Here is a 24,785-nt window from a genome sequence, read left to right as displayed (position 1 = left end):
CGCCCTGCTGAAGGGGCAGAGTGAATACCAACCGAAAACCAGTTGAGGGCTTCCCCTCAACCATAGAATCTCCCACAGTGGGTACGTGTACATCTGCAGGAAACAGGTCGGCTGTAAGGCCGCCTTCGCTGACAAGCCAGCTCCTACAGAAAAGCAAAAGCAAAGCGGCGTACACCACCCCGCTCTTCACCACTCATCAGGCCGAGCGTTAGCTCGCCTTCAGCTTTTGATCTTGATCTTGATCTTGATCTGCCCGCACCTTCGGGAGGCTGAGTGGAGGTGTTCATCCGGGGAGTGGCGCGCAGCGCCGTTCGACGCAGTCGAACACATCGCATGTAGGTGCCAGCGAAGCCAACCGGAGGGCGATGCCCCCGGATGGACACCGGAGCGAAGGAACGCCGAGCCCCAGCGAAGGGCCGGACGCTGGGGCAAGACTTTTTGGTTCCTTTTGTGGCGTTTGACAAAAGGGACTCGCCGTAAGGGCGAAACCCTAAGCGGCCGTTACCGCAGCAACGGATATGTACTCAAACAACCAGCAACCTGGTCGGCTACCAGGCCGCCAAGGTCAAGCCAGAACAGCCAAAGGCTCAGACATGAACTGACTGATGCGCGACCGCAACCAACGCTCCGCCGGATCATTGTCATGCACCCCACTCCACGCCATCGACAACTGCGCCGCCGCAATCTCGAACGGCGGATCTTCAGCGCGCAAGCCACACCCCTCCACCAACGCACACGCTGCATAATCGGGCACCGTGGCAATCATCTCGGTCCCGGCGAGCAACGCGCGCAAACCACTGAACTGCGGAACCCCCAGCACCACTCGACGGGTACGACCAACCTTCGCCAGATCCAGATCGATATTGCCGCTCAGGTCCCCGGAAAACGAGACCATCGCATGGGGACGCGCACAATACTCATCCAGGGTCAGCGTTCCCGGTCGCTTGTCACCGCGCAGCACTTTGCAGGGAATATCGCGCAGTTTCTTGCGCTTGGCATTGGCCGGCAACTCGGTGGTGTAGCTGACGCCCACGGAAATTTCCCCCGACGCCAGCAAGGCCGGCATCAGCAGGTAATTGGCCCGGCGTACCACCACGACAATGCCCGGTGCTTCTTCCTGCAGCTTGCTCAGCAGTGGCGGGAACAACCCGAACTCGGCATCGTCCGACAGGCCAATGCGAAACACATCGCAACTGGTCGCAGGATCGAATTCCTTGGCGCGACTTACCGCGCCGGAAATGGTATCCATCGCCGGTTGCAACTCCTTGAGAATCGCCAATGCCCGCGCCGTCGGCTCCATGCTTCTACCGTTGCGCAACAGCAAAGGGTCATCGAACAGATCGCGCAACCGTCCCAGGGCCGCACTAACGGCAGGCTGGCCCATGAACAGTTTTTCCGCGACGCGGGTCAGGTTTTTCTCGAACATCAAGGCTTCGAAAATCACCAACAGGTTCATGTCGACACGGCGCAGATCGTTACGGTTCATAGGCACGGTTCCTTTTTGTGTTGAGCCAGGCGCGAGGCAGCGATTGTGTCTGACTTTACGCAAGAGTGCCCGTCATGGACGAGGAATTAACAACGTTTAACTCGCAACCCAGAGCCCTGGAGTTCAAGAATGAAGCCTACCGACACGGACATTCGCCATGGCTCAGTTGCAGCAAAGCGCCGCCCGCGCGGCAGTCGCACAAACACAAGGCAAAAGCACCAGCGGCCTCAGTCCGCAGCGCGAGCGGTTGGTCAAACGGCTGATCCTCGAGCGCCTCGGAGAAACCCTGCAAGTGACCGAACTGGCCCAGGCCTGTTCGCTGTCGCGCAGTCATTTTTCCCGGGCGTTCAAGTGCAGCACCGGTTGCTCACCCCAGGAATGGATCCGCCAACAACGCATCGCCCGGGCCAAGCTGCTGATCCAGCACACTGACCTGAGCCTGACGCAAATCAGCCTCGAATGCGGCTTCTGCGACCAGGCGCATTTCTGCCACATGTTCACCCGCAGTGAAGGCATCAATCCGTTTGCCTGGCGTTGCCGCACAGTACGCGCCCTTCCCGCCTCACCCGCACAAACAAACCTGCTGGAGCCGGCGATGGCGACTTCACGGACGCCATCGCCGGCATGCATCAACCCTTGAGGAATGCCAGCAGATCGGCGTTGAGCTGATCCTTGTGGGTGTCTGTCAGGCCATGGGGCGCGCCAGGGTAGACCAACAGCCGCGAATTTTTCACCAATCCTGCCGACGCGATACCCGCGGCCTCGATCGGCACCACCTGATCGGCGTCGCCGTGCACCACCAGCGTCGGCACGTCGAATTTCTTCAGGTCTTCGGTGAAATCGGTTTCTGAGAATGCCTTGATGCAGTCGTAGGCGTTCTTGTGGCCGGCGGCCATGCCCTGCATCCAGAACCAGTCGATCATGCCCTGGGACGGGGTGGCGCCTGGCTGGTTAAAGCCGAAGAACGGGCCGCTGGCAAGGTCCTTGTACAGCTGCGAGCGATTCACCAGCGAAGCCTGGCGAATGCCGTCGAACACTTCGATCGGCAGGCCGCCGGGATTGGCATCGGTCTTGAGCATCAGCGGTGGCACCGAGGAAATCAGCCCGGCCTTGGCCACCCGCTCGGTGCCGTGACGACCGATGTAGCGCGCCACTTCACCGCCACCGGTGGAGAAACCGAACAGCACGACGTTGTGCAAGTCCAGGTGTTCGATCAATTGCGCCAGGTCATCGGCGTAGGTGTCCATGTCGTTGCCGAACCATGGCTGGCTGGAACGGCCATGTCCACGGCGGTCGTGGGCAATGACGCGGTAGCCCTGGGTGGCCAGGAACAACATCTGCGATTCCCAGCTGTCGGCATTGAGCGGCCAACCGTGGCTGAAGACGATCGGCTGACCGCTCCCCCAATCCTTGAAATAGATCTCGGTGCCGTCGCGGGTGGTGAACGTACTCATGGGGCGTGTTCCTTACGTGGGGTTGAGGTCAATCAATCGGATGTGCGGCGCATTCGCTCGGCCAGCCGCGCCACGCGCTCGCCCAGGTGTGCCGCGGTGCTGCGGTCCTCGGCGGGCGGTGCGAGGTCGGGGGACTGTTCGACATTCGACTGGGCCATGGCGCCCAACGAACTGCCCAGCCGGTTCATCTGGCCGTCGAACTCGCCCGTGGCGGAGCGTGCGGGCAGCAGGTCGAGGCCAACCCAGATCATCGAATGCTGGGCCGCGAAAACCGCCATCTGCAGCAGGGTGTTGAGCTTGTCGCCGCACAGGCAGCCGGAATTGGTGAAGCCGGCAGCCAGCTTGTCGCGCCAGGGTTGCGCCAGGTAAAACGCCGCCGTAGCCTCCATGAAGGCCTTGAAGGCTGCCGAAGCGCTGCCCATGTAGGTCGGGGCACCGAAAATGATCGCGTCGGCGTGGTGCAAACACGCCCAGTGTTCGTCCACGTCTTCGACGGCAATGAGTCGGCAGGTGCTACCCACGTGCCGTTGCACACCCTGGGCCACGGCTTCGGCCATGACCCGGGTGTGCCCGTAACCGCTGTGATAGACCACCACCACGTTGCTCATCTCCGGCGTCCTCCAGACATGTAGAATCCATTTAGGGTTCGCAGTCTTGGCGTAGACCGGACGCACGACGAGTTAAACGTTGTTAATTTTCCCAGGCACGCCAAAAGCCCCGGCGACCCGGGTTTAATGCATCTTCGACCAATGTTCACGGGACCGCCCGCCATTACCTGATACACGACATTCAATGCGTTTGAGCAACGGTCACTCGCGCAGTGCATTGCAAGGCGGCAAAAACCTGAGGAATATGCTCGAAAAGCGCGTCCCAGACGCATGCATACAGGAGTAAACCGTTGACCCTCGCCCCCGAACAGGCTGTGCATTTCGGCCCCTACAGGATCTACCCCGGACGACGTCTGGCGATGGAATCCGAACGGCCCCTGCGCCTGGGCCGACGTGCCATGGACATCCTGTTGATCCTGCTGGAGCACGCCGGGAAAGTTGTCAGCAAGCAGGACCTGATGGCGCAAGTCTGGCCCGACAGCGTGGTGGAAGAGATCAACCTGCGGGTGCACATGGCAGCCTTGCGCAAAGCCCTTGGCGACGGTCAGGCCGGCCAGCGCTACATTGTCACCGTGGCCCAGCGTGGCTACAGCTTTGTTGCACCGTGCTCGCTGGAGCACAGCGGGCAAGACCTACACAGCGACGCCGGGAAATTGAGTGGCCATAACCTGCCCTTGCTCAGCACCCGTCTGATCGGTCGTCAGGTGCTGGTCGACAACCTGGTGGCGCAGCTGCCACGCCAGCGTTTCATCACCCTCGTAGGCCCCGGCGGTATCGGCAAGACCACCGTCGCCCTGCGCGTTGCCGAGCAACTGATCGGCCGTTACCGAGACGGCATCCGCCTGCTGGACCTGGCACCGATCAACGATCCAGCGATGGTCTGTGGTCACCTGGCGACAGTGCTGGAACTGTCCCTGCACGACAGCGAACCGATGAACAGCCTCGCCACGTTCCTGCGCGAACGGCATATGTTGCTGGTCATCGACAACTGCGAACACTTGATCGACAGCGTGGCATTGCTGTGTGAAAGCCTGCTGCGTGGCGCGCCGCAGGTGCATATCCTGGCCACCAGCCGCGAGAGCCTGCGAGCCGAAGGCGAATACGTGCAGCGCCTGGAATCACTGGACTGCCCTCCGCCCATTGCCGTGCTGGACCACACCCAGGCGCTGGGTTTTTCCGCAGTGCAGCTGTTTGTCGAGCGGGCCATGGCCAACCACGACAGCTTTGAACTGACCGACGCCCAATTGCCGCTGGTGATCGATATCTGCCGGCGCCTGGACGGCATTCCGCTGGCCCTGGAACTGGCGGCCGCGCAGGTCGCGAACCTTGGCCTGCAGGGTTTGCTGACGCAGTTGCAGCAAAGTTTTGGCCGACTGGCCCACAGCAACCCGACGACCCTGGGCCGGCACCAGACCCTGCGCACGACGCTGGACTGGAGCTTCAACCTGCTCAACGCCTGCGAACAAACCTGCCTGCGTCGACTGGGCATCTTCCGCGGTGGCTTTACCCTGGAATCGGCAGCGGCGGTGATCGTGGGTGAACACATTGAACCGAGCGAAGTGTTTGGCTCGATCACGCAATTGGTGGCCAAGTCGCTGTTGAACGTGGACGTCGGTGACGAAGCGGTTTTCTACCGCCTGCTCGACACCACCCGCAGTTATGCCCTGGATAAACTCGAACAGAGCGCTGAATTGCCCGCCACCCGCGACCGCCACGCCCAGAGATGCCTGGTACTGATGCAGCAGGCGCAAAACGACTGGGAGCATATTCCCACCGGACAATGGATCGAACGGTATGCCCGCAGCCTCGACGACCTGCGCGCAGCGCTCGACTGGGGGCTGTCTGCGCCAGGCCCGCATGCGTTGGCGATCCGCCTGACCGCGACATCCACGCCACTGTGGCAGGAACTGTCGCTACTGAACGAGTACGGCGGTTATGTGCGCAAGGCCCTGACACTGCTCGATGCAGCGCCCGAGCCCTGTCCGCGCTTGAAAATGCTGCTGAAACTGGCTTTGGGCAGCACCTGTTACCACGCCCAGGGCGGCACTGCGCAAACCGTCGAAGCCTTCGTCAGTGCACGGGCCCTGGCCATTCACTGCAACGATGTGGCCGGTCAGTTGCGCGCCATTTCCGGGCACCTGGCCGTCAATCTCAGTTGCGGCCACTATCAAATGGCCCTGGAACAGAGCGAGCAGTTCGACCGACTGGGGCTGCACAATGACGCCGCGCTGTCCTTGAGCACCCATCGCCTGCGTGTGCTGACCCTGCACTTTGCCGGCGACCAGCAACGGGCGCGGATAAACGCCGAAGAGGTGATCCAGCGCATGGCCCACAGCGGTCATCTCAATCGCTTCACCCATGGGTTTGGCGTGCAATACGACCAGAGCGTCGCCGCCCTGACCATCCTGGCCCGCATCCTCTGGATTCAAGGCCACCCCGAACAAGCCTGGCGTACGGCCCGCCAGGCGCTGGACGTTGCGCTGCAGATCAACCATGGCACATCGATCTGCTACACCCTGGCCCTGTCGGGCTGCCTGATCGCCCATTACAACGGCGACAACCAAACCGCTCGCGAACTCTTGCGCCTGCTGCTGGAACAAGCGCAGAAGCACTCGGTCCTGCTGTTCTATACCTGGGCTCGACACTATGCGCAGGTCATCGACGGTGCAGACGCCCAGGCGTCATCTCGTCCGGGTGCGGGTTTGATCAAGGAAATCATGGTCACCCTCGACAGCGGCCTGGTCGATGACGATTTGCTGCAACGCGCCGAAACCGGCGCGGCAGGCTGGAGCACCGCGGAGATTCTGCGGGCCAGGGCCAATGCGCTGCTGGCGGCCGATTGCCCGGTAAAAAACTGTACCGCCGAGACCCTGTTGATCAAGGCGCTCAACATAGCAAAAGCCCAGGGTGCCCTCGCCTGGGAGCTACGTAGCGCCACCTCGCTGGCGCGGCTTTGGCAACGCCAGGGCCGCTACCGACAAGCCCGGGAGTTGCTGTCGCCGGTCTACCAGCGGTTTACCGAAGGCCATGCCACCCCGGACCTGGTCGCTGTACAACGTTTACTCGCAGAGTTGCAGGGCCACGTGCCTGGCTGAAGGTCGTCGGGTGTGACTGACGAAGCCGGCGTAGCGCATTTCGTAGGTGCGCAAGGCCCCACTCTGTTCGAGCTTTTCCAGGGCATAGCAGCGGGTCGTATTGAGCAAGCGATAACGGGTCACGCCGCGGACTTGCTCCAGCGACACCAACGATTTGAGCGCCAGGCTCTCCATGATGCTGGCCAGACTCGACGGCGGCAGCATTGCGCAACTGATCACCTCCAGCGCTGCGTCGTCAGTAAACGCCGACTTGAACACCGCCAGACGCTGCAACACGGTTTGCTCCATCGGTGCCAGCCGCTCATAGCTCCAGTCCAGGGCCGCTTTCAGGGTCTGGTGCCGCGGGACTGCCGTGCGTCGCCCCTGGGTCAGTATCTGAAAGCAGTTATCCAGTTGCGCCTGCAGTCCCACCAGCGCCAGCGCATCGATCTGCGCGGCGGCAAGCTCGATGGCCAAGGGCAACCCATCGAGTCGCCGACAGATTTCGCGCACGGCCTTGAGGTCCTGCTCGCGCAGGGCAAATCCTTGCTGGCGAGCTCGGGCGCGGCTGACGAACAGCTGCACCGCTGAATAACTCATGACCTCATCGAGACTGCACAATGCCGACGCGGGGGGTACCAACAGTGGCGGTAAAGGCAGGAGCACTTCCTCGGTGACCCGCAGCGGTTCACGACTGGTGACCAGGATCGACAGGCGAGGTGCCGACGTCAGCAACGCCTCGACCAACGTCCGGCAGCCTTCCAGCAGGTGTTCGCAATTGTCCAGGACCAGCAATGCATGCCAGCGCCCCAGCGCGTCCACGTCCGCTCCGATGCCCAGCGGCAAGGTGCGCGTCAGATGCTCGACCAGTTGCGCCGGGTCATCGATCAGCGCCAGATCCACCCGCCACACGCCATCGCGATAGTGCTGCAACAGCAATTCAGCGACACGCAGCGCAACGGTGGTCTTGCCGATGCCACAGGGCCCGACCAGTGTCATGCAACGGCGCACCGGCAACTGGCGCACCAGACTGCCGACGACTGCATCGCGCCCGGTAATGGGCGTGAGTCGTGCCGGCAAATTGTGCGCCGGGCTCGCAAAGGTGTCGCAGGGCAATGGAGTCACCTCCAGCGCCTGTCGCACCGGCGCGACAAAGCTGTAGCCACGCTCAGGAATCGTGGCGATATAGCAATGCTCGCCCTGTCCGTCACGCCCGCCCTGTCCGTCACGAAAGACCCGACGCAGCGCCGCAATGTGCACGCGCAAGTTGATTTCCTCGACCACCGACCTTGGCCAGACCCGGGCAATCAGTTCGTCTTTGCTGACCACCGAGCCTGCACGCTCGACCAGCACCTGCAAGATATCCAACGCGCGCCCGCCCAGGCGCAACGGCTGATCACCCTCCAGGACCAGTCGCTGCTGGAGGTGGAACGCGTAGGGACCGAAGTGCAACACCGTGTCGCTGGTTACGTTTGTAAGGCTGTTCATCCACTGTCACCCGCTGGAAAACTGCTCGGCACGCGCAACCTTCCAGGCGCTGCGTGCCTTCATTGCAATGAGCTCAGCGGTATCTTGGCAGGCCCAGGTGACGGTACAACAGCCACGGGGGGAGCGTCACGGCCATTAGGGTGCGCACGACGGACACGGGCGCTAGCTGAATTGCTCGCGATACTGGGTCGGGGTCAGGCCAAGCTTTTCACCGAACAGGAAACGCATGTGCCGCACGCTGCCGAATCCACTTTTGAACGCTACCGTCTTGAGCGGCAAGTCACCGGATTCCAGCAGGCTCCTGGCGCAGTCGATACGTGCGCTTTGCAGAAACTCCATGGGTGTCATGCTCACTTCCCGGGCGAAGACCCTGGCGAAATGCCGCGGGCTCATATTCGCGAGGCCGGCCATGCGCTCAATGCTGAAAGTTTCGTCCAGATGTTCGAGCACATGGTTCTGCACCCGGGTAATCGCCGTTTCGTGCGGAGCCACTGCCGCCATCAACGGGCTGAACTGCGCCTGGCCACCCTGGCGCTTCATGACCACCAACAACACCTTGGCCACATCCTGGGCGACCTTCTTGCCATGGTCTTGGGCGACCACCGCCAGCGCCAGGTCAATGCCGGCGGTGACGCCGCCGGAAGTGATGAGGTTGCGGTCCTGGACATAAATCTGGTCGGTCTCGACCGTCGCCTTGGGGAATGCCTTGATCAACCGGTCGGTGTAATGCCAGTGGGTGGTCACGCGATAGCCGTCGAGCAAACAGGCGTGTCCCAGCACAAACGCCCCGGTACAGATCGAACCATAGGTTTTCGATCGACTGACGTTGTGCTTGAGCCACTCGAGCAAGGGCGGATATTTTTGGTTGTAGGCACCAGGCCCACCGGGCACCAGCAGCAAATCGAAGCCATCACAGGCCTGATCGACAGGCAAGTCTGCCTGCACCTTCACGCCATTGGACGCCCTCAAGGCGCCGGGCTCGGTGCCAAGGGTCGTCAGTACATAGTGGTCATCGGGTTTCAGATAACGATTGGCAATGGAAAACACCTCCATGGGCCCGGCCATGTCGAGCAGGAGAAAGTCGGGGAACAGCACCATTGCTACGGTTTTCATGGGTTCAACATCACTGGAAAAAAGGATATGTACCGCGCCCTCAGGCGCATTATTGTCAATCTGAAAGAGACAGTATTTCAATTTTCAGCTACTTATTGCATCAATCGATAAACATTAACCTTCTCCTCACTCGGACGAATTGACGTCCCCACAGGAGATTTCATCATGCTGACCCTTCGCAAAGCATCGGATCGTGGCCTGGCTAATCACGGTTGGCTGAAGTCGTTCCATACCTTTTCCTTCGCCAGCTATCGCAACCCGAAAGAACAGGGTTTTTCCGACCTGCTGGTGATCAACGATGACCGCGTGGCAGCCGGCAAGGGTTTCGGCCAGCATCCGCACCGCGACATGGAGATTTTCTCCTACGTGCTCGAGGGTGCGCTGGAACATAAGGATACCTTGGGCACTGGCTCGGTGATCCGTCCCGGCGACGTACAGTTGATGAGTGCCGGCAGCGGCGTGGCGCACAGCGAGTACAACCACTCGGACTCGCGGCCCGTGCACTTCCTGCAAATCTGGATTGTCCCTGACGTCAGCGGAGCCAAACCGCGCTATCAGCAAGAACACTTCAGCACGCAGAAGAAACGCGGTCGCCTGCAATTGATTATCTCCCCCGATGGCGCCCAGGGCTCGCTGAAAGTGCGCCAGGATGCGCGAGTGTATGCCGGCCTGATCGATGGCAAGGAAACTGCGACTCTGGAACTGGCCGCCAATCGCTACGCCTACGTGCATGTGGCTCGCGGTCGCGTCGAACTCAACGGCGTGCCGATGCAGGCAGGCGACGGTGTGCGGGTTCGCGAGGAACAGTTGCTGACCTTGAGCAATGGGGTGGATGCCGAGGTGCTGGTGTTCGACTTGCGCCCGCAAGAACTGCCAGAAATGCCATAACAGGCCTACACCAGCCCCTGTAGGAGCGAGCATGCTCCTACAGGTTCCCGGAAAAACCTTCGACAATCTCATCAATCACCGCACGGACCCTCGCGGTATGCCGAAGGTCCGCGTGGGTCACCAGCCACACGTCATACGGCAACGGCCTCGTGCGCTCCGGCCACAGTCGGACCAGCCCATCCTTCTCCCCCACATACACGGGAATCTCCCCGATCCCGATGCCTGCGGCAATCGAACGCCGCACCAGCAGGCTGGAACTCAGGCTCGCGGCAATCCGCCCGCGCACTACGGGTTCGTTGACCAGTGTCATGTCCTTGCCACCTTGCAAATACGGCTGGTAAACCACCAGGTCATGCCCTTCGAATGCCGATCCTGGCTCGGGAATACCGTGGGCATCCACGTAGGCTTGCGAGGCGAACAGGCCCACCGGCCAACGGGCGATTCGCCGGGCTATGAGGTCCGGGTTGTCCGGCCGGGTATTGCGCACGGCGATATCGGCTTCGCGTTTGGCCAGGCTGAGGATTTGTGTCGAGGCGTCCAGTTGCACCCGCACGTCGGGGTGACGTTGATGCAGGCGGGCGACGGCCGGGATCAGGAAGTCGATGGCCAGGGAGTCGGTGGTGGTCACCCTCACAATGCCCGTCAGCCGGTCGTCGAGGCCCTGGATGCGCCGCTGCAGTTCCAGAGCCGAATGCTCCATTTTCTCAACCGCGCGCATCGCCGCTTCGCCCACGGCTGTCAGCGCATACCCATCGCTGGTGCGCAGGAACAACGTGGCGTTCAATGATTTTTCCAGCGCAGTGATGCGCCGCCCCACCGTGGCCTGATCGACACCCAATACCCGCGCGGCACCGCGCAGTGTTGATTCGCGGCAGACCGCGAGAAACACCCGTGCGTCATCCCAATTCATTGGGTCCTCCATAAGATGCATTTATGCATCACCATAACGCGAATTCGCTGCATTAGTGCATCACAGAAGTTGGTTAAGCTGATCACCAGTAAAAATCTGCAGGAGAGCGTTTATGCTCACTCCCTCGAACACCCCACGCAATGCATTCTGGCTACCGATCCTTGCCGGCCTGTGCGCCAGCCTGGTCAGCATTGGCCTGGCACGTTTTGCCTATACGCCGTTGATTCCCTCGCTGATCCAGGCCCATTGGTTTTCCGCCAGCGACGTGGTGTACCTCGGTGCCGCCAACCTGGTGGGCTACCTGATCGGTGCACTGATCGGCCAGCCGCTGGCACGTCGCACGTCCAACAAAAGCGCACTGCGGCTGATGATGCTGGCGGTCACACTGTCGTTCTTCGCCTGTGCGTTCCCCTTGTCGGTGAGCTGGTTTTTCGGCTGGCGTTTACTCTCGGGTGTCGCCGGCGGCGCGATCATGGTGCTGGTGGCGTCGACGGTGTTGCCGCATGTGCCCGCCTCGCGCAGAGGCCTGGCCAGTGGCGCGATCTTTCTCGGCATAGGGCTGGGCATTGCCGGTTCGGGAACGATCGTTCCGCCGTTGCTGAGCCTGGGCCTGCAGCAAACCTGGCTCGGCCTCGGTTTGCTGGCACTGATCCTGACCGCCATCAGCTGGTTTGGGTGGCCGGCGGTCGCACACCAGGCAATGACGACAGAGACGCACCATGGCGCGCCGACCCGCACCCACCCGGGTGTCTACCTGCTGTTTGCCCAATACGCACTCATGGCGGCGGGGCTGGTGCCGGCCATGGTGTTCCTGGTGGATTACGTGGCTCGCGGCCTCGGCGCCGGGCAACATGTCGGCGCACTGATCTGGGTGATGTACGGCCTCGGCGCGATTGTCGGGCCGGTGAGCTATGGTTTTCTTGCGGATCAGTTGGGCGCCAAGCGCAGTATCCGCATGGTGTTGCTGGTGCAGGCGATTGCCGTGGCTGCGCTGTCGGTATCCAGCGCCTTCGCCTCATTGGCCGTGCTGGCGCTGATCCTCGGATCATTCCCCCCAGGCATCGTGCCGCTGGCACTGGCACGGGTTCACGAACTGGTCCCTGGGCATCATCAGCAACAGGTGGTCTGGAGTCGCGCCACTGTGTCCTTCGCCACCTTCCAGGCCATTTCCGGCTTTGCTTATTCGGCCCTGTTCAATGCCAGCGGCGGCCATCATGGGCTGATGTTCGAAATTGCGGCCGGAGCCATTGTGATGGCGTTGTTGCTGGAGTTGGCGGTGCGCTTGATGAATCGACCTGACCCTGTTGTTCAGGCCAGTTGCCCATGAAGGTCAAAAGATCGCAGCCTGCGGCAGCTCCTACAGGTGTCTGCATTCCCATGTAGGAGCTGCCGCAGGCTGCGATCTTTTGATTTTCCACACAGGTAGGTATATGCAATGAATTTGCCTAAAGACATGACCTTGATTGAAATCCCCCAACCGGGTGGCCCCGAAGTCCTGCAACCGCGCCAGGTACCCTTGCCCACGGCGGGCGTCGGTGAAGTGCTGATCCGCGTGCACGCCGCCGGGGTCAATCGCCCCGACGTGATCCAGCGCGCCGGCAAGTACCCGATGAAACCCGGCATGAACCCGATCCCGGGACTGGAAGTGGCCGGTGAAGTGGTCGCCGTTGGCGCGCAAGTCAGTGATTTTATCGTCGGCGACAAGGTCTGTGCGCTGACCAATGGCGGCGGCTATGCGCAGTACTGCGTGGTCCCGGCCAGCCAGGCCCTGCCGATACCCGAAGGCATGGACTGGGTGCACGCGGCGGCGGTCCCGGAGACCTTCTTTACGGTGTGGGCCAATCTGTTCGACATGGGCGGCGCCAGCAAAGGCCAGCGCGCGTTGATCCACGGCGGCACCAGCGGCATCGGCACCACCGCGCTGATGTTGTGCCGCGAGTTCGGCATCAAGGCATTCGCCACGGCGGGCAGTGAGGAAAAGTGTGCGGTAATCCGCCAATTGGGCGCCGAAGCGATCAACTATCGCGATCAGGACTTCGTCCAGGTCATTGCGGAAAAAACCGCCGGCAAAGGCGTCAATGTCATCCTCGACATCATGGGCGGCTCGTACCTGAACCAGAATATCGCGGCATTGGGCATGGAAGGTCGACTGGTGATGCTGGGCTTCCTCGGCGGTGCCTTCGGCAAGGATGTCGATTTGCTGGCGATCATGGCCAAGCGCGCCGTGGTCACCGGTTCGCTGTTGCGTTCGCGCACCCGGGAAGAAAAAGCCTCGATCGCCGAACAGCTGCGCGAATATGTTTGGCCGGTACTTGCGGCCGGGCGTTGCCTGCCGATGATCGACCAGGTTTACGCGCTCACCGAGGCGGCACAAGCCCATACGCGGATGGAAGCCGGCGACCACATCGGCAAAATCGTGCTGCGCGTGGACCTGTAGGAGCCGGCTTGCTGGCGATGGCGGTGTGTCAGACAGCATCAATGTCGACTGTGCCATCGCCTTCGTCGCAGCGCCGCCTGGAGCAACCCCGCTCCCACAAGTCGCATTTTTCCCCACCCCGCGCGCGCATCTGTTAAAACGCGCACTTCATGTCCATACCGGTGAACCACCCGATGGCCACTGCCCTCCTCACTCGCCTGCGCCTGCGCTGGCTGCCGCTGCTGTGCATGGCCGCGCTGGTCGTCGGCCTGCCCGTGGGTTGCGGCGCACTCAAGTACAAAGAGCGCGAGTTGCTGTTTCGCATTGAACCGGGCACGGCCCGCTGGTATCGCGGTTTGCCTGGGGACGTGCAGGAATTCGACATCAAGCCCGTCGAGTTCAAGGCCGGGCAAAACCTGCATGCCTGGTGGTGGCCGGCCGCGCGCCGTGACGCGCCATCGATTCTCTACCTGCACGGCGTACGCTGGAACCTGACCGGCCAGGCCTTTCGCATCGAGCAGTTGCGAGCCATGGGCTACTCGGTGCTGGCGATCGACTATCGCGGATTCGGACAGAGCCAGGGCGACCTGCCGTCGGAAGCCAGCGTTTACGAAGATGCCCGGGCCGCCTGGGATCGTTTCACCGCGATGCAACCGGATGCCAGCAAGCGCTTGATCTACGGCCACTCCCTGGGTGGCGCGGTGGCCATCGACCTGGCGGCAGACCTGACCGCCCAGGCGAAAAAGGCAAAACGCCCGGTCCCGGTGCGCGGCCTGGTGATCGAGTCCACCTTCACCTCCCTGGGCGATGCCGTCACTGAAGTCGCGGGCAACAACCTGCCGGTGAACTGGTTGCCGGTGCGCTGGTTGCTGTCGCAGAAGTTCGACTCCATCGACAAGATCGTCGACATCGACATGCCGTTGCTGGTGGTCCATGGCCTGGCCGATCGGTTTATGCCGTCGCGGTTCAGTCAGCAGTTGTTCAATGCGGCCAATGAACCCAAGCGCTTGTTGCTGATACCCGGCGGCACGCACAACAACAGCATGAGCCTGGGCGGCAGCCAGTATCGCCAGGCGCTCGAAGGCCTGATGCGGGCAAAACCGCAGATAGCCGGGGCTAAGGGTTCACGGGGCATGGTGTCACGGGGTGCCCAGGATTCCTGAGTGTTATCGATAACCCCGGGCCTGCAGGTCGAACAGCTGCGCATAACGCCCCCCGGCCGTGACCAGCGTGGCATGATCGCCACGTTCAAGGATGCTGCCCTGATCCAGCACGATGATGTGATCGGCGTTGCGCACGCTGGAAAAACGGTGGGAAATCAGCAGGGTCATGCGACCTTGGGTGTGCTGGCTGAAATGCTCGAACACCGCCGCTTCCGCCGCCGGATCGAGTGCCGAGGTCGGCTCGTCGAGGATCAGGATATCGGCATCGCGGCGCATGTAGGCGCGCGACAGGGCGATTTTCTGCCATTGCCCACCAGACAGCTCCAGCCCTCCGGCAAACCAGCGCCCCAGTTGCGTGGCATAGCCGCGATCGAGGCGCTCGATGAACGGCGCAGCCATGCCTTCGGCGGCGGCTTGCTGCCAGCGCTGCTCATCCTTGAACGCCAACGTGTCGCCCACGCCGATGTTCTCGCCGACGGAAAACTGGTAGCGGATGTAGTCCTGGAAGATCACCCCAATCCGCCGGCGTAGCGCGTCTTCCTCCCAGGCTTGCAGATCGCTGCCATCCAGCAGGATGCGTCCTTGATCGGGCCGATACAGCCGGGTCAACAGTTTGATCAGCGTGGTCTTGCCCGAACCGTTCTCCCCCACCAGCGCCACACTGTGCCCCGGCACCAGATGCAGGTCGATGCCTGTCAGCGCGGCGCGACTGGCCCCCGGGTAACGAAAGCCGACGTTCTCGAAGCGCAGGCCGTCGCCAGGCACCGCGCCCACGGTCAGATGACCGGTGTCGGCAACCACGGGTTCGGCCAGGTATTCGTAGAGGCCCGACAGGTAGAGGCCATCCTCGTACAAACCACTGATGGCGCTCAGGCTGCTGCTCACCGCCGCCTGTCCTTGCTTGAACAACACCAGGTACATGGTCATCTGGCCGAGGCTGATACTGCCGTGGACCGCGTCGACCACCACCCAGGCATAGGCCAGGTAGAACGCCGCGGTGCCCAGCAGGCCGAGAGCAAATCCCCAGCCATCGCGACGCAGGGTCAGCCGCCGGTCCTCGGCGTAAAGCCTGGCAAAGGTGTCGCGGTAACGCTGCAACAGCAGCGGCGCGAAACCGAACAGCTTGACCTCCTTGATGTAGCCCTCATGGGAAAGCAACGTCTCGATGTAGTTCTGCTGCCGGCTCTCCGGTGCGCGGCGGGTAAACAGGCGAAAGGCATCGCCGGAAAAGTGCGCCTCGGCAAAAAATACCGGCAACGCACCGACCACCAGCAACACCAGGGCCCAAGGTGAAAAATGCACCAGCAACACACCGAAGCTGATCAGCACGATCAGGTTCTGGATCAGCCCCAGCGACTTCATCACCAACGCCAACGGCCGGGTCGAGGCTTCGCGCCGAACCCGCACCAGCTTGTCGTAGAACTCCGAATTCTCGAATTGCACCAGCGATAACGTCTGGGCCTTTTCCAGAATCATCGTGTTGACCTTCTGCCCCAGCTGCACCCGCAACAGCGACTGCTGTACCGACAGCGCCCGCTGGGTGGCGGACAGCAAGGCCAGCACACCCGCTTCCAACAGCACGTAGCGCAGCACCGGCCACAACGGCGCACTGCCCTGCTGCGCGTGCAATTGCATGGCGAAGACCACGGCGTCGACAATGCGCTGGCCCAGCCATGCCGCCAGCGCCGGAAGTACACCGGCGACCAGCGTTGCCAGCACCAGCCCCAGAAACAGCCCCCGGGATGTACCCCAGACAAGGAGCAAGGCACGGCGTGCCTGGTCGAGAAGCGAGGTGACACGGTCAAACATCGGGCTCACCTGTCAGACTCCGCCGAGGTTTCGAGCCGCCCCTCCTGAAACCGCGCCCGATACCGCCCCGGGCTCTCTCCCGTCCACTTCTTGAAGGCCCGATGAAATGCACTCGGCTCCTGGAAACCCAGTTGTTCGGCGATATCGCCGATACTGGCCTGGCTCCCGCGCAACTGTTCGAACGCCACCGCGCGTCGCACTTCGTCCTTGATCTCCTGATAGGAACAGCCTTCGCGTTCGAGTTTTCGGCGAAAGGTGCTGGGGCTCAGGTGTTGTTCGAGGGCAAAGGCCTGCAGGGTCGGCCATTGGCTGTAATGGCTGTTGCGCAAGCGCTGGTGTACCTGCGACGCCAGGCCGTGCTGGTTGCGAAAGCGGATCACCAGCCATTGTGGCGCGGTGCGCAAGAACACTTTGAGCGACGCCAGGTCCTGGACCACCGGCAGGCGCAGGTAATGACTGGCGAACTCGATTTCGGTGCGCTCGGCACCAAAGGTCAGGTTCGGCCCCCAGAGCAAACGGTCATCGCTGAGTGACAGGCGCGCATGGCGAAAGTCCGCGCGGTCGATCGGGATGCGCCTCCCACCCAGCCAGCAGAGCAGGCTGATCATCAACACCAGGAACGTCTCTTCGCCGAATCGGCTGACGTCTTCGTTGGCCGCCTGGCTGTCCAGACTGATGACCGCCCGCTTGCCGCGCACGGTCAGCGTGCCGCGAAAATCCCGGAGGAACAGGGCGAAGTTGGCCAGGCACTGGCGCATGGCCTTGTGCAGGTCCGGCTCCTGGATCAAGGCGCGACAAATCAGGGCGAATGCGCCCGGCGGCATGCCATGGGAATCGAGCCCGAAGAACTCGTCATTCAGCTCGCGGATCTGAATCAGCCACAACGCCGCAAAGGCATTGGCCGACACCCGCGAGGTGGGGTCCTGCATCAGCGCCGGATCGATACCGGCCTGTTCCAGCACAGCCCGCACTCGCTGTGGATCGTCCCCCAGCCCGTGGATCATCGCCTGCACGAAGTAGGCGGCTACCGAGTCCTTTTCCCGCATGCGAACGCTTCGCTCCCCATCACCCGAAATGGCAAAAAACATCAGTGCCGTTGAACAGTTTCGGCATAGGCCAACCACTGCGCCGGCTCTAGACTCGCGGCAATAGTACGCTTTCGGCCATCACGACGGCCAAGGTATCGCAAGGTTTATCGAAAGGACGGCAACATGAATCTGCAAAACATTGGGGTGATCGGCGCCGGCACCATGGGCAATGGTATCGCTCAGGTCTGCGCCCTGGCCGGTTTCAACGTGACCCTGCTGGACATCAGCGAGGTTGCCTTGCAAAAAGCCCTCGCCACCGTCGGCAAGAACCTTGACCGGCAAGTCGCCAAGGAAACCCTGAGCGTCGAGCAAAAAAACGCCGCCCTCGACAAGATCCGCACCAGCACCGACTACAGCAGCCTGCACGATGCGCAACTGGTGATCGAAGCCGCCACCGAGAACCTCGACCTGAAACTGCGGGTGCTGCAACAGATTGCCGCGCAGGTCAGCGCCGAGTGCGTGATCGCCTCCAACACTTCGTCGCTGTCGATCACCCAGCTGGCGGGCAGTGTCAGCCAGCCTGAACGCTTCATCGGCTTGCACTTCTTCAACCCGGTGCCGGTGATGGGCCTGATCGAAGTCATTCGCGGCCTGCAAACCAGCGATGCAACCCACACCCTGGCGCTGGACATGGCGACCCGCCTGGGCAAAACCGCAATCACCGCCGGCAACCGCCCGGGGTTCGTGGTCAACCGGATCCTGGTGCCGATGATCAACGAAGCGATCCTGGTACTGCAGGAAGGCCTGGCCAGCGCCGAGGACATCGACGCCGGCATGCGCCTGGGTTGCAACCAGCCTATCGGCCCGCTGGCCCTGGCGGACCTGATCGGCCTGGATACGCTGCTGGCGATCATGCAAGCCTTCTACGAGGGCTTCAACGACAGCAAATACCGCCCGGCGCCATTGCTCAAGGAAATGGTCGCCGCCGGTTACCTGGGACGCAAGACGGGGCGCGGCTTCCATGCCTATGCCTGAGCGTTGCTCGCGTTTCGCCGAATACCGGGACAAGGTGCTGGAGCTGTTCGCCAGCAAGGGTTTCGGTCAGGTGGGCATGCGCGAGCTCGCGACGTGCCTGGGGCTTTCCCCGGGCTCGCTGTATCACCATTACCCGAGCAAACAGCACCTGTTGCTGGATTTGATCGAAGAGTTCTACGAAGAGCTGCTGGCCACGCTGGGGCGCATCAAGCAACAGGCGCCGGCCAAGCGCGACCGACTCAACAGCCTGATTCGCGCGCACCTGAATTTACATCGCGACTTGCCCTGGCATTATCGCCTGGTGGAGCGCGACAGCAGTTGCCTGAACGAAGAGCAGCAGGCTCGGGTGCAAAAATTGCGCGAGCAATACGAGCGCCAGTTGATGGTCCTGCTCGGCGCTCGTTCGAGGTTCAGTGAATCAGGTCTCCTGGCGGCCGGCCATGCCATCGCCGCCCTGCTTAACAGCGCACCCAGCTGGCTGACCGGCCATTCGCTGGACGAAAGCGAGCACGATGAACTGCTGGAGAACCTGGTCGGCGGTGCCATCGAGCGCGTGCTCGCGCCGAGGCGCACGAGCGAGGCTATAAGCCTGGCGCGCCCTATCGAGAAAATATCTAAAAATACCCAGGCTGCCTCCGCGTTTTAGCGCTTTGCTTGCCCAGTCGATGCCATCGGAATTCGCGCTTGCACCCAGCGTCCAATTCGATGTGTACCTTCCACTGACCGGGAGCGCAATCATGAAAATCAATCCCTACCTGATCTTCAACGGCGACTGCAAAGCCGCATTCACCTTCTATGCCGAAAGTCTCAAGGGCCAGCTCGAAGCCATGCTGACCTTCGGCGAAACACCTGCCGCCGAGCACGTCCCCAAGGATCTGCACAACCTGATCATCCACACCCGGCTGGCCGTGGGGGACCAGGCGATCATGGGCTCGGACACCACTCCCGATCGCCCCACCGATGAGATGAGCGGTTGTTCGATTTCGCTGAATGTCGACAGCATCCAGGAGGCTGAACAGGTGTTTTCAGCCCTGTCCGAAGGTGGCAAGGTGCAAATGCCGCTCGAGGCCACCTTCTGGGCCGCGCGTTTTGGCATGTTGGTCGATCGCTTTGGCGTGTCGTGGATGATCAACTGCGAAAAGGACCAGTAACAGGATCGCGCACAGCGCCGCTGTTCAAGTCTTCGAGCAGCTCCGGCCGGGAACGGTCGGGCACTCTGGCAACTCCCGGGCCGTCTGCTACCGTCAACAAGCCACCCGTGTGACAGCGGCCCTTCGGAGGAAACCACCATGCACACCCATGACCCGTCATGGTCCACCCGTCTAAAACTGTCGCTGCTGGCAGGAGGGCTCGCCGCCGCCCTGCTGGCACTCAGCGGTTGCGCGACAGTCGATGCCCAGACCACCGCCTACGTTGGCGTGGAACATCCCGCACCGACACTGCCCAGTGAAGTCGTCGTATTGCGCTCCGAGCCCCTGCGCCCGCACGTTCGGCTGGGCGAAATATTGATCGACGCCAGTGTTGACCCGGCCCCGCCCATTACCGAGGTCGAGCAGAAACTGCGCGAAGAAGCCGCCAAGCTCGGTGGCGATGCCGTGGTGGTGGTCTATGACCATATCCAGCCGGTAGGTGCCTATCTCAACGGGCCGCTATGGGCTCGCGACGTACAGACCGTCAATGGCCGCAAACTCAAAGGGATCGTGATCAAGTACAAGTGAACAGCAGGTTTTTTCGCTGAAATTGACAACGCGGGGCGCAGTTTCCCCGCGAGTCAGCGGTCGCATTCGTGTCCGCTTACCACCCCTGTCCCCTCCCCCGGATCTAGAAAAAACCGGCTATCGACAATCAGGCCCGCCTGCGTGGTTGCACGTGGGACTTGCCCGGGCCTGACCTGCCAATAGTGACAGTGACGCTCCGGTATTTTTCGCCCGACACTGATATGTTTTTTTTCATTTGTTTGATTTATGAAATTTTATGTGCCATTTATAGCCTCGAAAATCCACGGAGCGGTCCCCTTCGACAGATCGGACGATCGCTGCGCGCAACACCCAAACACCTCATCCAGGGAGTCAACAATATGAACAAGACAGAACTTCTAGGTACTCTGGCACTGTGCGCCGCAAGCTTGCTGGCACATGCCGACGAAGACAGCCTGCGCATCGGTATCGAAGCCGCCTACCCGCCCTTCTCCTTCAAGACGCCGGAGGGCAATGTCAGTGGTTTCGATTACGACATCGGCAACGCGCTGTGCGAAGAAATGAAGGTCAGGTGCGAATGGGTCATCCAGGAATTCGACGGCATGATCCCCTCACTGAAAGTGCGCAAGATCGATGCCGTGTTGTCGTCGATGTCGATCACTGAGGACCGCATGAAATCCGTCGACTTCAGCAAAAAGTACTACCACACGCCGGGCAAGTTCGCGATGAAGGCCGGCAACGTAATCAACGACCCGCTGGTCGACCTCAAGGGCAAGAAAGTCGGCGTCCAACGTTCCTCGACCTATGACCGTTTCGCCACCGAGCAGCTTCAGAAAGCCGGCGCCTCGATTGTTCGCTACTCCTCACAGAATGAAGCCTTCCTCGACCTGGCAGCGGGTCGCCTGGACGCCACCCTCGCCGACGTCGTCAACACCAACGAGAGCTTCATCAAGACGCCATTGGGTAATGGTTTTGCCCTGGTCGGACCCGACATCAACGACCCCAAATACTTCGGCAAAGGCGCCGGGATTGCAGTGCGTAAAGGCGACAGCGCGAACGTTGCGCGCCTGAGTGCGGCGATTGACGCCATCCGCAGCAATGGCAAGTACCAGCAAGTGATGGCCAAGTACTTCGCGTTCGATATCTACGGCGAATAAGCCTTTACCCCAGACCCTGGCGCAGGCCTGTGCAGGCGCCACTTGTGGCTTGTCTCGTGCGCCTTGCGGCGCTCGCTTGAGGAACTTCAACATGCTCCACGGCTACGGATCGAGCATTCTCGATGGCGCCTGGCTGACCATCAACCTTGCCCTGACCTCCATGACCCTGGCCATTGCCCTGGGCCTGATCGGCGCCGCCTTCCGGTTGTCGCCGTTCAAATGGCTGGCGGTACTGGGCGAAGGCTATACCACCCTGATCCGCGGGATTCCCGACCTGGTGTTGATCCTGCTGATCTTCTATGGCGGCCAGGATCTGGTGAACCGCCTTGCCCTCGCGCTGGGCTACACCCGCTACATCGACATCAATCCGTTTATCGCGGGCGTCTGCACCATGGGCTTCATCTTTGGTGCCTACCTCTCGGAAACCTTTCGTGGCGCCTTCATGGCGATCCCCAAGGGCCAGGGCGAGGCCGGCGCGGCCTATGGCATGAGCGGCCTGCAGGTGTTCTGGCGGATCCTGGTGCCGCAGATGATTCGCTTCGCCATTCCCGGCTTCACCAACAACTGGCTGGTGCTGACCAAATCCACTGCGCTGATCTCGGTGATCGGCTTGCAGGACATGATGTTCAAGGCCAAGAACGCGGCGGACGCCACCCATGAGCCGTTCACGTTTTTCCTCACCGCTGCCGCGCTCTACCTGATGCTGACCAGCGTGTCGTTGCTGGTGCTGCGCTATCTGGAAAAACACTACTCGGTCGGCGTCAAAGCCGCCGAACTGTAACGGGGAGCACAGGCATGATTCTCGACTACAACCTGATCTGGGAAAACCTGCCGCTGTATTTCAATGGCGCGCTGGTGACCCTCAAAGTCCTGCTGATTTCCCTGGCCATTGGCCTGGTGCTGGCGATTCCCATCGCGTTGCTGCGCGTATCCCGTTCGCCGCTGCTCAACTTCCCGGCCTGGCTCTACACCTACGTGATTCGCGGCACGCCGATGCTGGTGCAATTGTTCCTGATCTATTACGGGTTGGCGCAGTTCGAAGCGGTACGCCAAAGCGCGCTCTGGCCGTACCTGTCCAGTGCAACTTTCTGCGCTTGCCTGGCCTTTGCGATCAATACCAGTGCCTACAGCGCCGAACTGTTGGCCGGCAGCCTGAAGGCCACCGCCTACGGCGAGATCGAAGCCGCCAAAGCCATGGGCATGTCGCGCTTGACCCTGTACCGGCGGATTCTCCTGCCGTCGGCCCTGCGCCGGGCGTTGCCGCAGTACAGCAACGAAGTGCTGATGATGCTGCAAACCACCAGCCTGGCGTCGATCGTCACGCTGGTCGATATCACGGGAGCCGCGCGAACGGTCAGTTCACGGTTCTATCTGCCGTTCGAGGCGTTCATTACCGCGGGCCTGATCTATCTGGCCCTGACCTTCATCCTGGTTCGTCTGTTCAAGTTGGCCGAGCGCCGCTGGCTGGCCTACCTGGCACCGCGCAAGCACTAAGGAGTCTCATGCAACACATTCAATACCTGTTGCCGTGGAGTGCCTCGGGCACAGAACGAAAGCTCTCGCTGTTCCGTTTTGGCAGCGGCGCGCGCAAGGCCTACATCCAGGCTTCCCTGCACGCCGATGAATTGCCGGGAATGCGCGTCGCCGTCGAACTCAAGCGCCGCCTGCAGGCGCTGGAAGAGCAAGGTCGCCTGAACGGGGTGATCGAATTGGTGCCAATGGCCAATCCGATCGGTATCGCCCAGATGTTCCAGGCCACGCACCAAGGTCGCTTCGAGTTCTCCAGCGGGAAGAATTTCAATCGCGACTTCCCGGAACTCGGCAAGGACGTCGCGCAGCGACTGGAAGGTCAATTGGGCGACGATGCCGATGCCAACGTCGCCCTGATCCGCCGCGCCATGGGCGATGCCCTCGCCAACTTGCCGGCAGCGACCTCGGAGCTCGACGGTTTGCGTCGCCTGTTGCTGCAGCATGCCTGCGACGCCGATGTGGTGCTGGACCTGCACTGCGACTTCGAGTCGATCATGCTGTTGTATACCATGCCGCAAAACTGGCCACGCCTGCGCTCGTTGGCCGCCCGCCTGGACGCCGGCGTTGCCCTGTTGGCCGAGGCTGCGGGCGGCAGCGCTTTCGATGAAGCCTGCGCACTCCCCTGGCTGCAACTGGCCAAGCGCTTCCCTGAAGCCAATATTGCGCTGGCATGTGTAGCCACCACTATTGAATTGCGCGGCATGGCTGACACCGAACGCGAGACGTGCGTCGACAGCGCGCAAGCCATTCTCGGCTATCTCGCCGATCAAGGCCTGATCAGCGGTGACTGGCCTGCGTCGCCACCAAGCAGGTGTGAAGCGACACCGTTCGCCGGTGCGCAGTACGCCTACGCGCCACACCCGGGGGTGGTGAGTTATCTGCAACCGCTGGGGGCCCGGGTCAAGGTCGGCGATCCGCTGTTCGAAGTGATTGATCCGCTCACCGACCAGCACAGCGTGGTGCGTGCCAGTACCGACGGCATTCTTTACGCCCGCGAACGCCTGCGCTTTGCCCAGCCCGGCCTGTGGCTGGCGAAAATTGCCGGCAGTACCCCCATTCGCCAAGGCCGCTTGCTCAGCGACTGATAACAGAGAGTCAGAACCATGTACAAGCTGGAAATAAAGGACCTGCAAAAAAGCTACGGCACCCATGAAGTACTCAAGGGCGTGTCCCTGGAGGCGAAAGCCGGTGACGTCATCAGCATCATCGGCTCCAGCGGCTCGGGCAAAAGCACCTTCCTGCGTTGCATCAACCTGCTGGAACAACCCAACGCCGGCAACATCGCGCTCAATGGCGAACAGCTCAAGCTGGTGAGCAACAAACTCGGCGGGCTCAAGGCTGCCGAACCCAGGCAGCTGCAACGCATGCGTTCGCGGTTATCGATGGTGTTTCAGCACTTCAATCTCTGGTCGCACATGAGTGCCCTCGAAAACGTCATGGAAGCACCGGTACATGTACTGGGCATCGACAAGAAACAGGCGCGGGAAAAGGCCGAGCACTACCTGAACAAGGTCGGCGTGGCACACCGCATGGACGCCTGGCCGGCGCATATGTCCGGAGGTGAGCAACAGCGGGTGGCGATTGCCCGGGCACTGGCCATGGAACCTGAAGTAATGCTGTTCGACGAGCCCACGTCGGCACTCGACCCCGAACTGGTCGGCGAAGTGTTGAAGGTCATGCAGGACCTGGCGCTGGAAGGCCGGACCATGGTGGTCGTGACCCACGAAATGGGCTTTGCCCGCGAGGTGTCGAACCACTTGGTATTCCTGCACAAGGGCCAGGTCGAGGAACGTGGCGACCCGCGCGAGGTGCTGGTCAACCCGCAGTCCGAACGCCTCCAGCAGTTCCTGGCTGGCAGCTTGAAATAAGCCTTCCGCGCACACCGACTCTTGGCCCGTCGCTGCACACCGAGGGTCGGCTTCGGAACGC

The 24,785-nt window shown here is 61.6% G+C and carries 23 protein-coding genes; 15 read left to right on the top strand and 8 right to left on the bottom strand.

The genetic code is table 11. The annotated features are described in order from the left end of the window. Window positions 1–565: 565 nt before the first annotated feature. Window positions 566–1,486, bottom strand: coding sequence for a LysR family transcriptional regulator (locus AC3WWR_RS07235; protein ID WP_020800188.1), 921 nt, complete (start codon window positions 1,484–1,486; stop codon window positions 566–568). A 157-nt stretch (window positions 1,487–1,643) separates the two neighbouring features. Between AC3WWR_RS07235 and AC3WWR_RS07230 the strand changes: the two genes are divergently transcribed. After that, entirely contained in the window at window positions 1,644–2,126 is a 483-nt protein-coding gene (locus AC3WWR_RS07230) for a helix-turn-helix domain-containing protein (RefSeq protein WP_432669400.1), read from the top strand. On the opposite strand, the gene AC3WWR_RS07225 is transcribed toward AC3WWR_RS07230, so the two are convergent. Together AC3WWR_RS07225 and AC3WWR_RS07220 are read right to left on the bottom strand one after the other, a co-directional pair. Then, window positions 2,116–2,940, bottom strand: coding sequence for an alpha/beta fold hydrolase (locus tag AC3WWR_RS07225; RefSeq protein WP_020800190.1), 825 nt, complete (start codon window positions 2,938–2,940; stop codon window positions 2,116–2,118). The genes AC3WWR_RS07230 and AC3WWR_RS07225 overlap by 11 nt on opposite strands. A 32-nt stretch (window positions 2,941–2,972) precedes the next feature. Further along, window positions 2,973–3,548: a flavodoxin family protein gene (locus AC3WWR_RS07220; RefSeq protein WP_033045231.1), complete on the bottom strand. Its 576-nt coding sequence runs from the start codon at window positions 3,546–3,548 to the stop codon at window positions 2,973–2,975. Window positions 3,549–3,838: 290 nt separating this feature from the next. Here AC3WWR_RS07220 and AC3WWR_RS07215 point away from each other — a divergent pair, with 290 nt between their 5' ends. Beyond that, window positions 3,839–6,643, top strand: coding sequence for an ATP-binding protein (locus AC3WWR_RS07215; protein ID WP_492598572.1), 2,805 nt, complete (start codon window positions 3,839–3,841; stop codon window positions 6,641–6,643). On the opposite strand, the gene AC3WWR_RS07210 is transcribed toward AC3WWR_RS07215, so the two are convergent. Beyond that, window positions 6,608–8,110, bottom strand: coding sequence for an ATP-binding protein (locus tag AC3WWR_RS07210; protein WP_492598571.1), 1,503 nt, complete (start codon window positions 8,108–8,110; stop codon window positions 6,608–6,610). The genes AC3WWR_RS07215 and AC3WWR_RS07210 overlap by 36 nt on opposite strands. A gap of 162 nt (window positions 8,111–8,272) precedes the next feature. After that, entirely contained in the window at window positions 8,273–9,223 is a 951-nt protein-coding gene (locus AC3WWR_RS07205; RefSeq protein ID WP_033045225.1) for a GlxA family transcriptional regulator, read from the bottom strand. A gap of 165 nt (window positions 9,224–9,388) precedes the next feature. Between AC3WWR_RS07205 and AC3WWR_RS07200 the strand changes: the two genes are divergently transcribed. After that, on the top strand, window positions 9,389–10,111 hold the full coding sequence (locus tag AC3WWR_RS07200; protein ID WP_020800196.1) for a pirin family protein: 723 nt from the start codon (window positions 9,389–9,391) through the stop codon (window positions 10,109–10,111). Between the two features lie 37 nt (window positions 10,112–10,148). Here the strand turns inward: AC3WWR_RS07200 and AC3WWR_RS07195 are convergent, their stop codons facing one another. Beyond that, entirely contained in the window at window positions 10,149–11,021 is an 873-nt protein-coding gene (locus tag AC3WWR_RS07195) for a LysR family transcriptional regulator (protein ID WP_042955783.1), read from the bottom strand. 112 nt (window positions 11,022–11,133) lie between these two features. On the opposite strand from AC3WWR_RS07195, the gene AC3WWR_RS07190 reads away from it, so the two are divergent. The 3 genes from AC3WWR_RS07190 to AC3WWR_RS07180 all read left to right on the top strand — a co-directional run bounded on the left by AC3WWR_RS07190 (window position 11,134) and on the right by AC3WWR_RS07180 (window position 14,600). After that, complete coding sequence (locus tag AC3WWR_RS07190; RefSeq protein WP_020800198.1) at window positions 11,134–12,348, top strand: YbfB/YjiJ family MFS transporter; 1,215 nt, start codon at window positions 11,134–11,136, stop codon at window positions 12,346–12,348. A gap of 108 nt (window positions 12,349–12,456) precedes the next feature. Continuing rightward, window positions 12,457–13,458, top strand: coding sequence for an NAD(P)H-quinone oxidoreductase (locus AC3WWR_RS07185; RefSeq protein ID WP_020800199.1), 1,002 nt, complete (start codon window positions 12,457–12,459; stop codon window positions 13,456–13,458). Between the two features lie 173 nt (window positions 13,459–13,631). Beyond that, a complete protein-coding gene (locus AC3WWR_RS07180) occupies window positions 13,632–14,600 on the top strand; it encodes an alpha/beta hydrolase (protein WP_033045220.1) in 969 nt (322 codons plus the stop codon). Window positions 14,601–14,603: 3 nt separating this feature from the next. On the opposite strand, the gene AC3WWR_RS07175 is transcribed toward AC3WWR_RS07180, so the two are convergent. Then, window positions 14,604–16,409, bottom strand: coding sequence for an ABC transporter ATP-binding protein (locus AC3WWR_RS07175; RefSeq protein WP_033045219.1), 1,806 nt, complete (start codon window positions 16,407–16,409; stop codon window positions 14,604–14,606). Between the two features lie 5 nt (window positions 16,410–16,414). Continuing rightward, complete coding sequence (locus AC3WWR_RS07170) at window positions 16,415–17,455, bottom strand: AraC family transcriptional regulator (protein WP_020800203.1); 1,041 nt, start codon at window positions 17,453–17,455, stop codon at window positions 16,415–16,417. Between the two features lie 165 nt (window positions 17,456–17,620). Here AC3WWR_RS07170 and AC3WWR_RS07165 point away from each other — a divergent pair, with 165 nt between their 5' ends. The 9 genes from AC3WWR_RS07165 (at window position 17,621) to AC3WWR_RS07125 (ending at window position 24,724) form a co-directional block, all read left to right on the top strand. Continuing rightward, window positions 17,621–18,472: a 3-hydroxybutyryl-CoA dehydrogenase gene (locus AC3WWR_RS07165; protein WP_083348776.1), complete on the top strand. Its 852-nt coding sequence runs from the start codon at window positions 17,621–17,623 to the stop codon at window positions 18,470–18,472. After that, window positions 18,459–19,118: a TetR/AcrR family transcriptional regulator gene (locus AC3WWR_RS07160; protein ID WP_033045218.1), complete on the top strand. Its 660-nt coding sequence runs from the start codon at window positions 18,459–18,461 to the stop codon at window positions 19,116–19,118. Before AC3WWR_RS07165 ends, AC3WWR_RS07160 begins: the two co-directional genes overlap by 14 nt. Before the next feature lie 91 nt (window positions 19,119–19,209). Further along, window positions 19,210–19,623 (top strand): VOC family protein, encoded by a 414-nt coding sequence (locus AC3WWR_RS07155; protein ID WP_033045217.1) that lies wholly within the window; start codon window positions 19,210–19,212, stop codon window positions 19,621–19,623. A gap of 138 nt (window positions 19,624–19,761) precedes the next feature. After that, window positions 19,762–20,190, top strand: a complete 429-nt coding sequence (locus tag AC3WWR_RS07150; RefSeq protein WP_033045215.1) for a hypothetical protein — start codon at window positions 19,762–19,764, stop codon at window positions 20,188–20,190. Between the two features lie 359 nt (window positions 20,191–20,549). Further along, window positions 20,550–21,326, top strand: a complete 777-nt coding sequence (locus tag AC3WWR_RS07145) for an ABC transporter substrate-binding protein (protein WP_033045213.1) — start codon at window positions 20,550–20,552, stop codon at window positions 21,324–21,326. Between the two features lie 91 nt (window positions 21,327–21,417). Further along, the gene (locus tag AC3WWR_RS07140; protein WP_020800209.1) at window positions 21,418–22,107 is read left to right on the top strand and encodes an ABC transporter permease; all 690 of its coding nucleotides are present in this window, start codon (window positions 21,418–21,420) and stop codon (window positions 22,105–22,107) included. Window positions 22,108–22,121: 14 nt separating this feature from the next. Continuing rightward, complete coding sequence (locus AC3WWR_RS07135) at window positions 22,122–22,820, top strand: ABC transporter permease (RefSeq protein WP_033045212.1); 699 nt, start codon at window positions 22,122–22,124, stop codon at window positions 22,818–22,820. Between the two features lie 8 nt (window positions 22,821–22,828). Next, entirely contained in the window at window positions 22,829–23,941 is a 1,113-nt protein-coding gene (locus AC3WWR_RS07130; protein ID WP_020800211.1) for a succinylglutamate desuccinylase/aspartoacylase family protein, read from the top strand. 18 nt (window positions 23,942–23,959) lie between these two features. Then, complete coding sequence (locus AC3WWR_RS07125) at window positions 23,960–24,724, top strand: ABC transporter ATP-binding protein (protein WP_083348775.1); 765 nt, start codon at window positions 23,960–23,962, stop codon at window positions 24,722–24,724. The last annotated feature ends 61 nt before the right edge of the window (window positions 24,725–24,785 follow it).

The organism is Pseudomonas sp. EB271-G4-1 (assembly GCF_058791355.1).
Note: the sequence above shows the minus strand (reverse complement) of the source record. Positions and strands in the feature narration are given on the sequence as shown.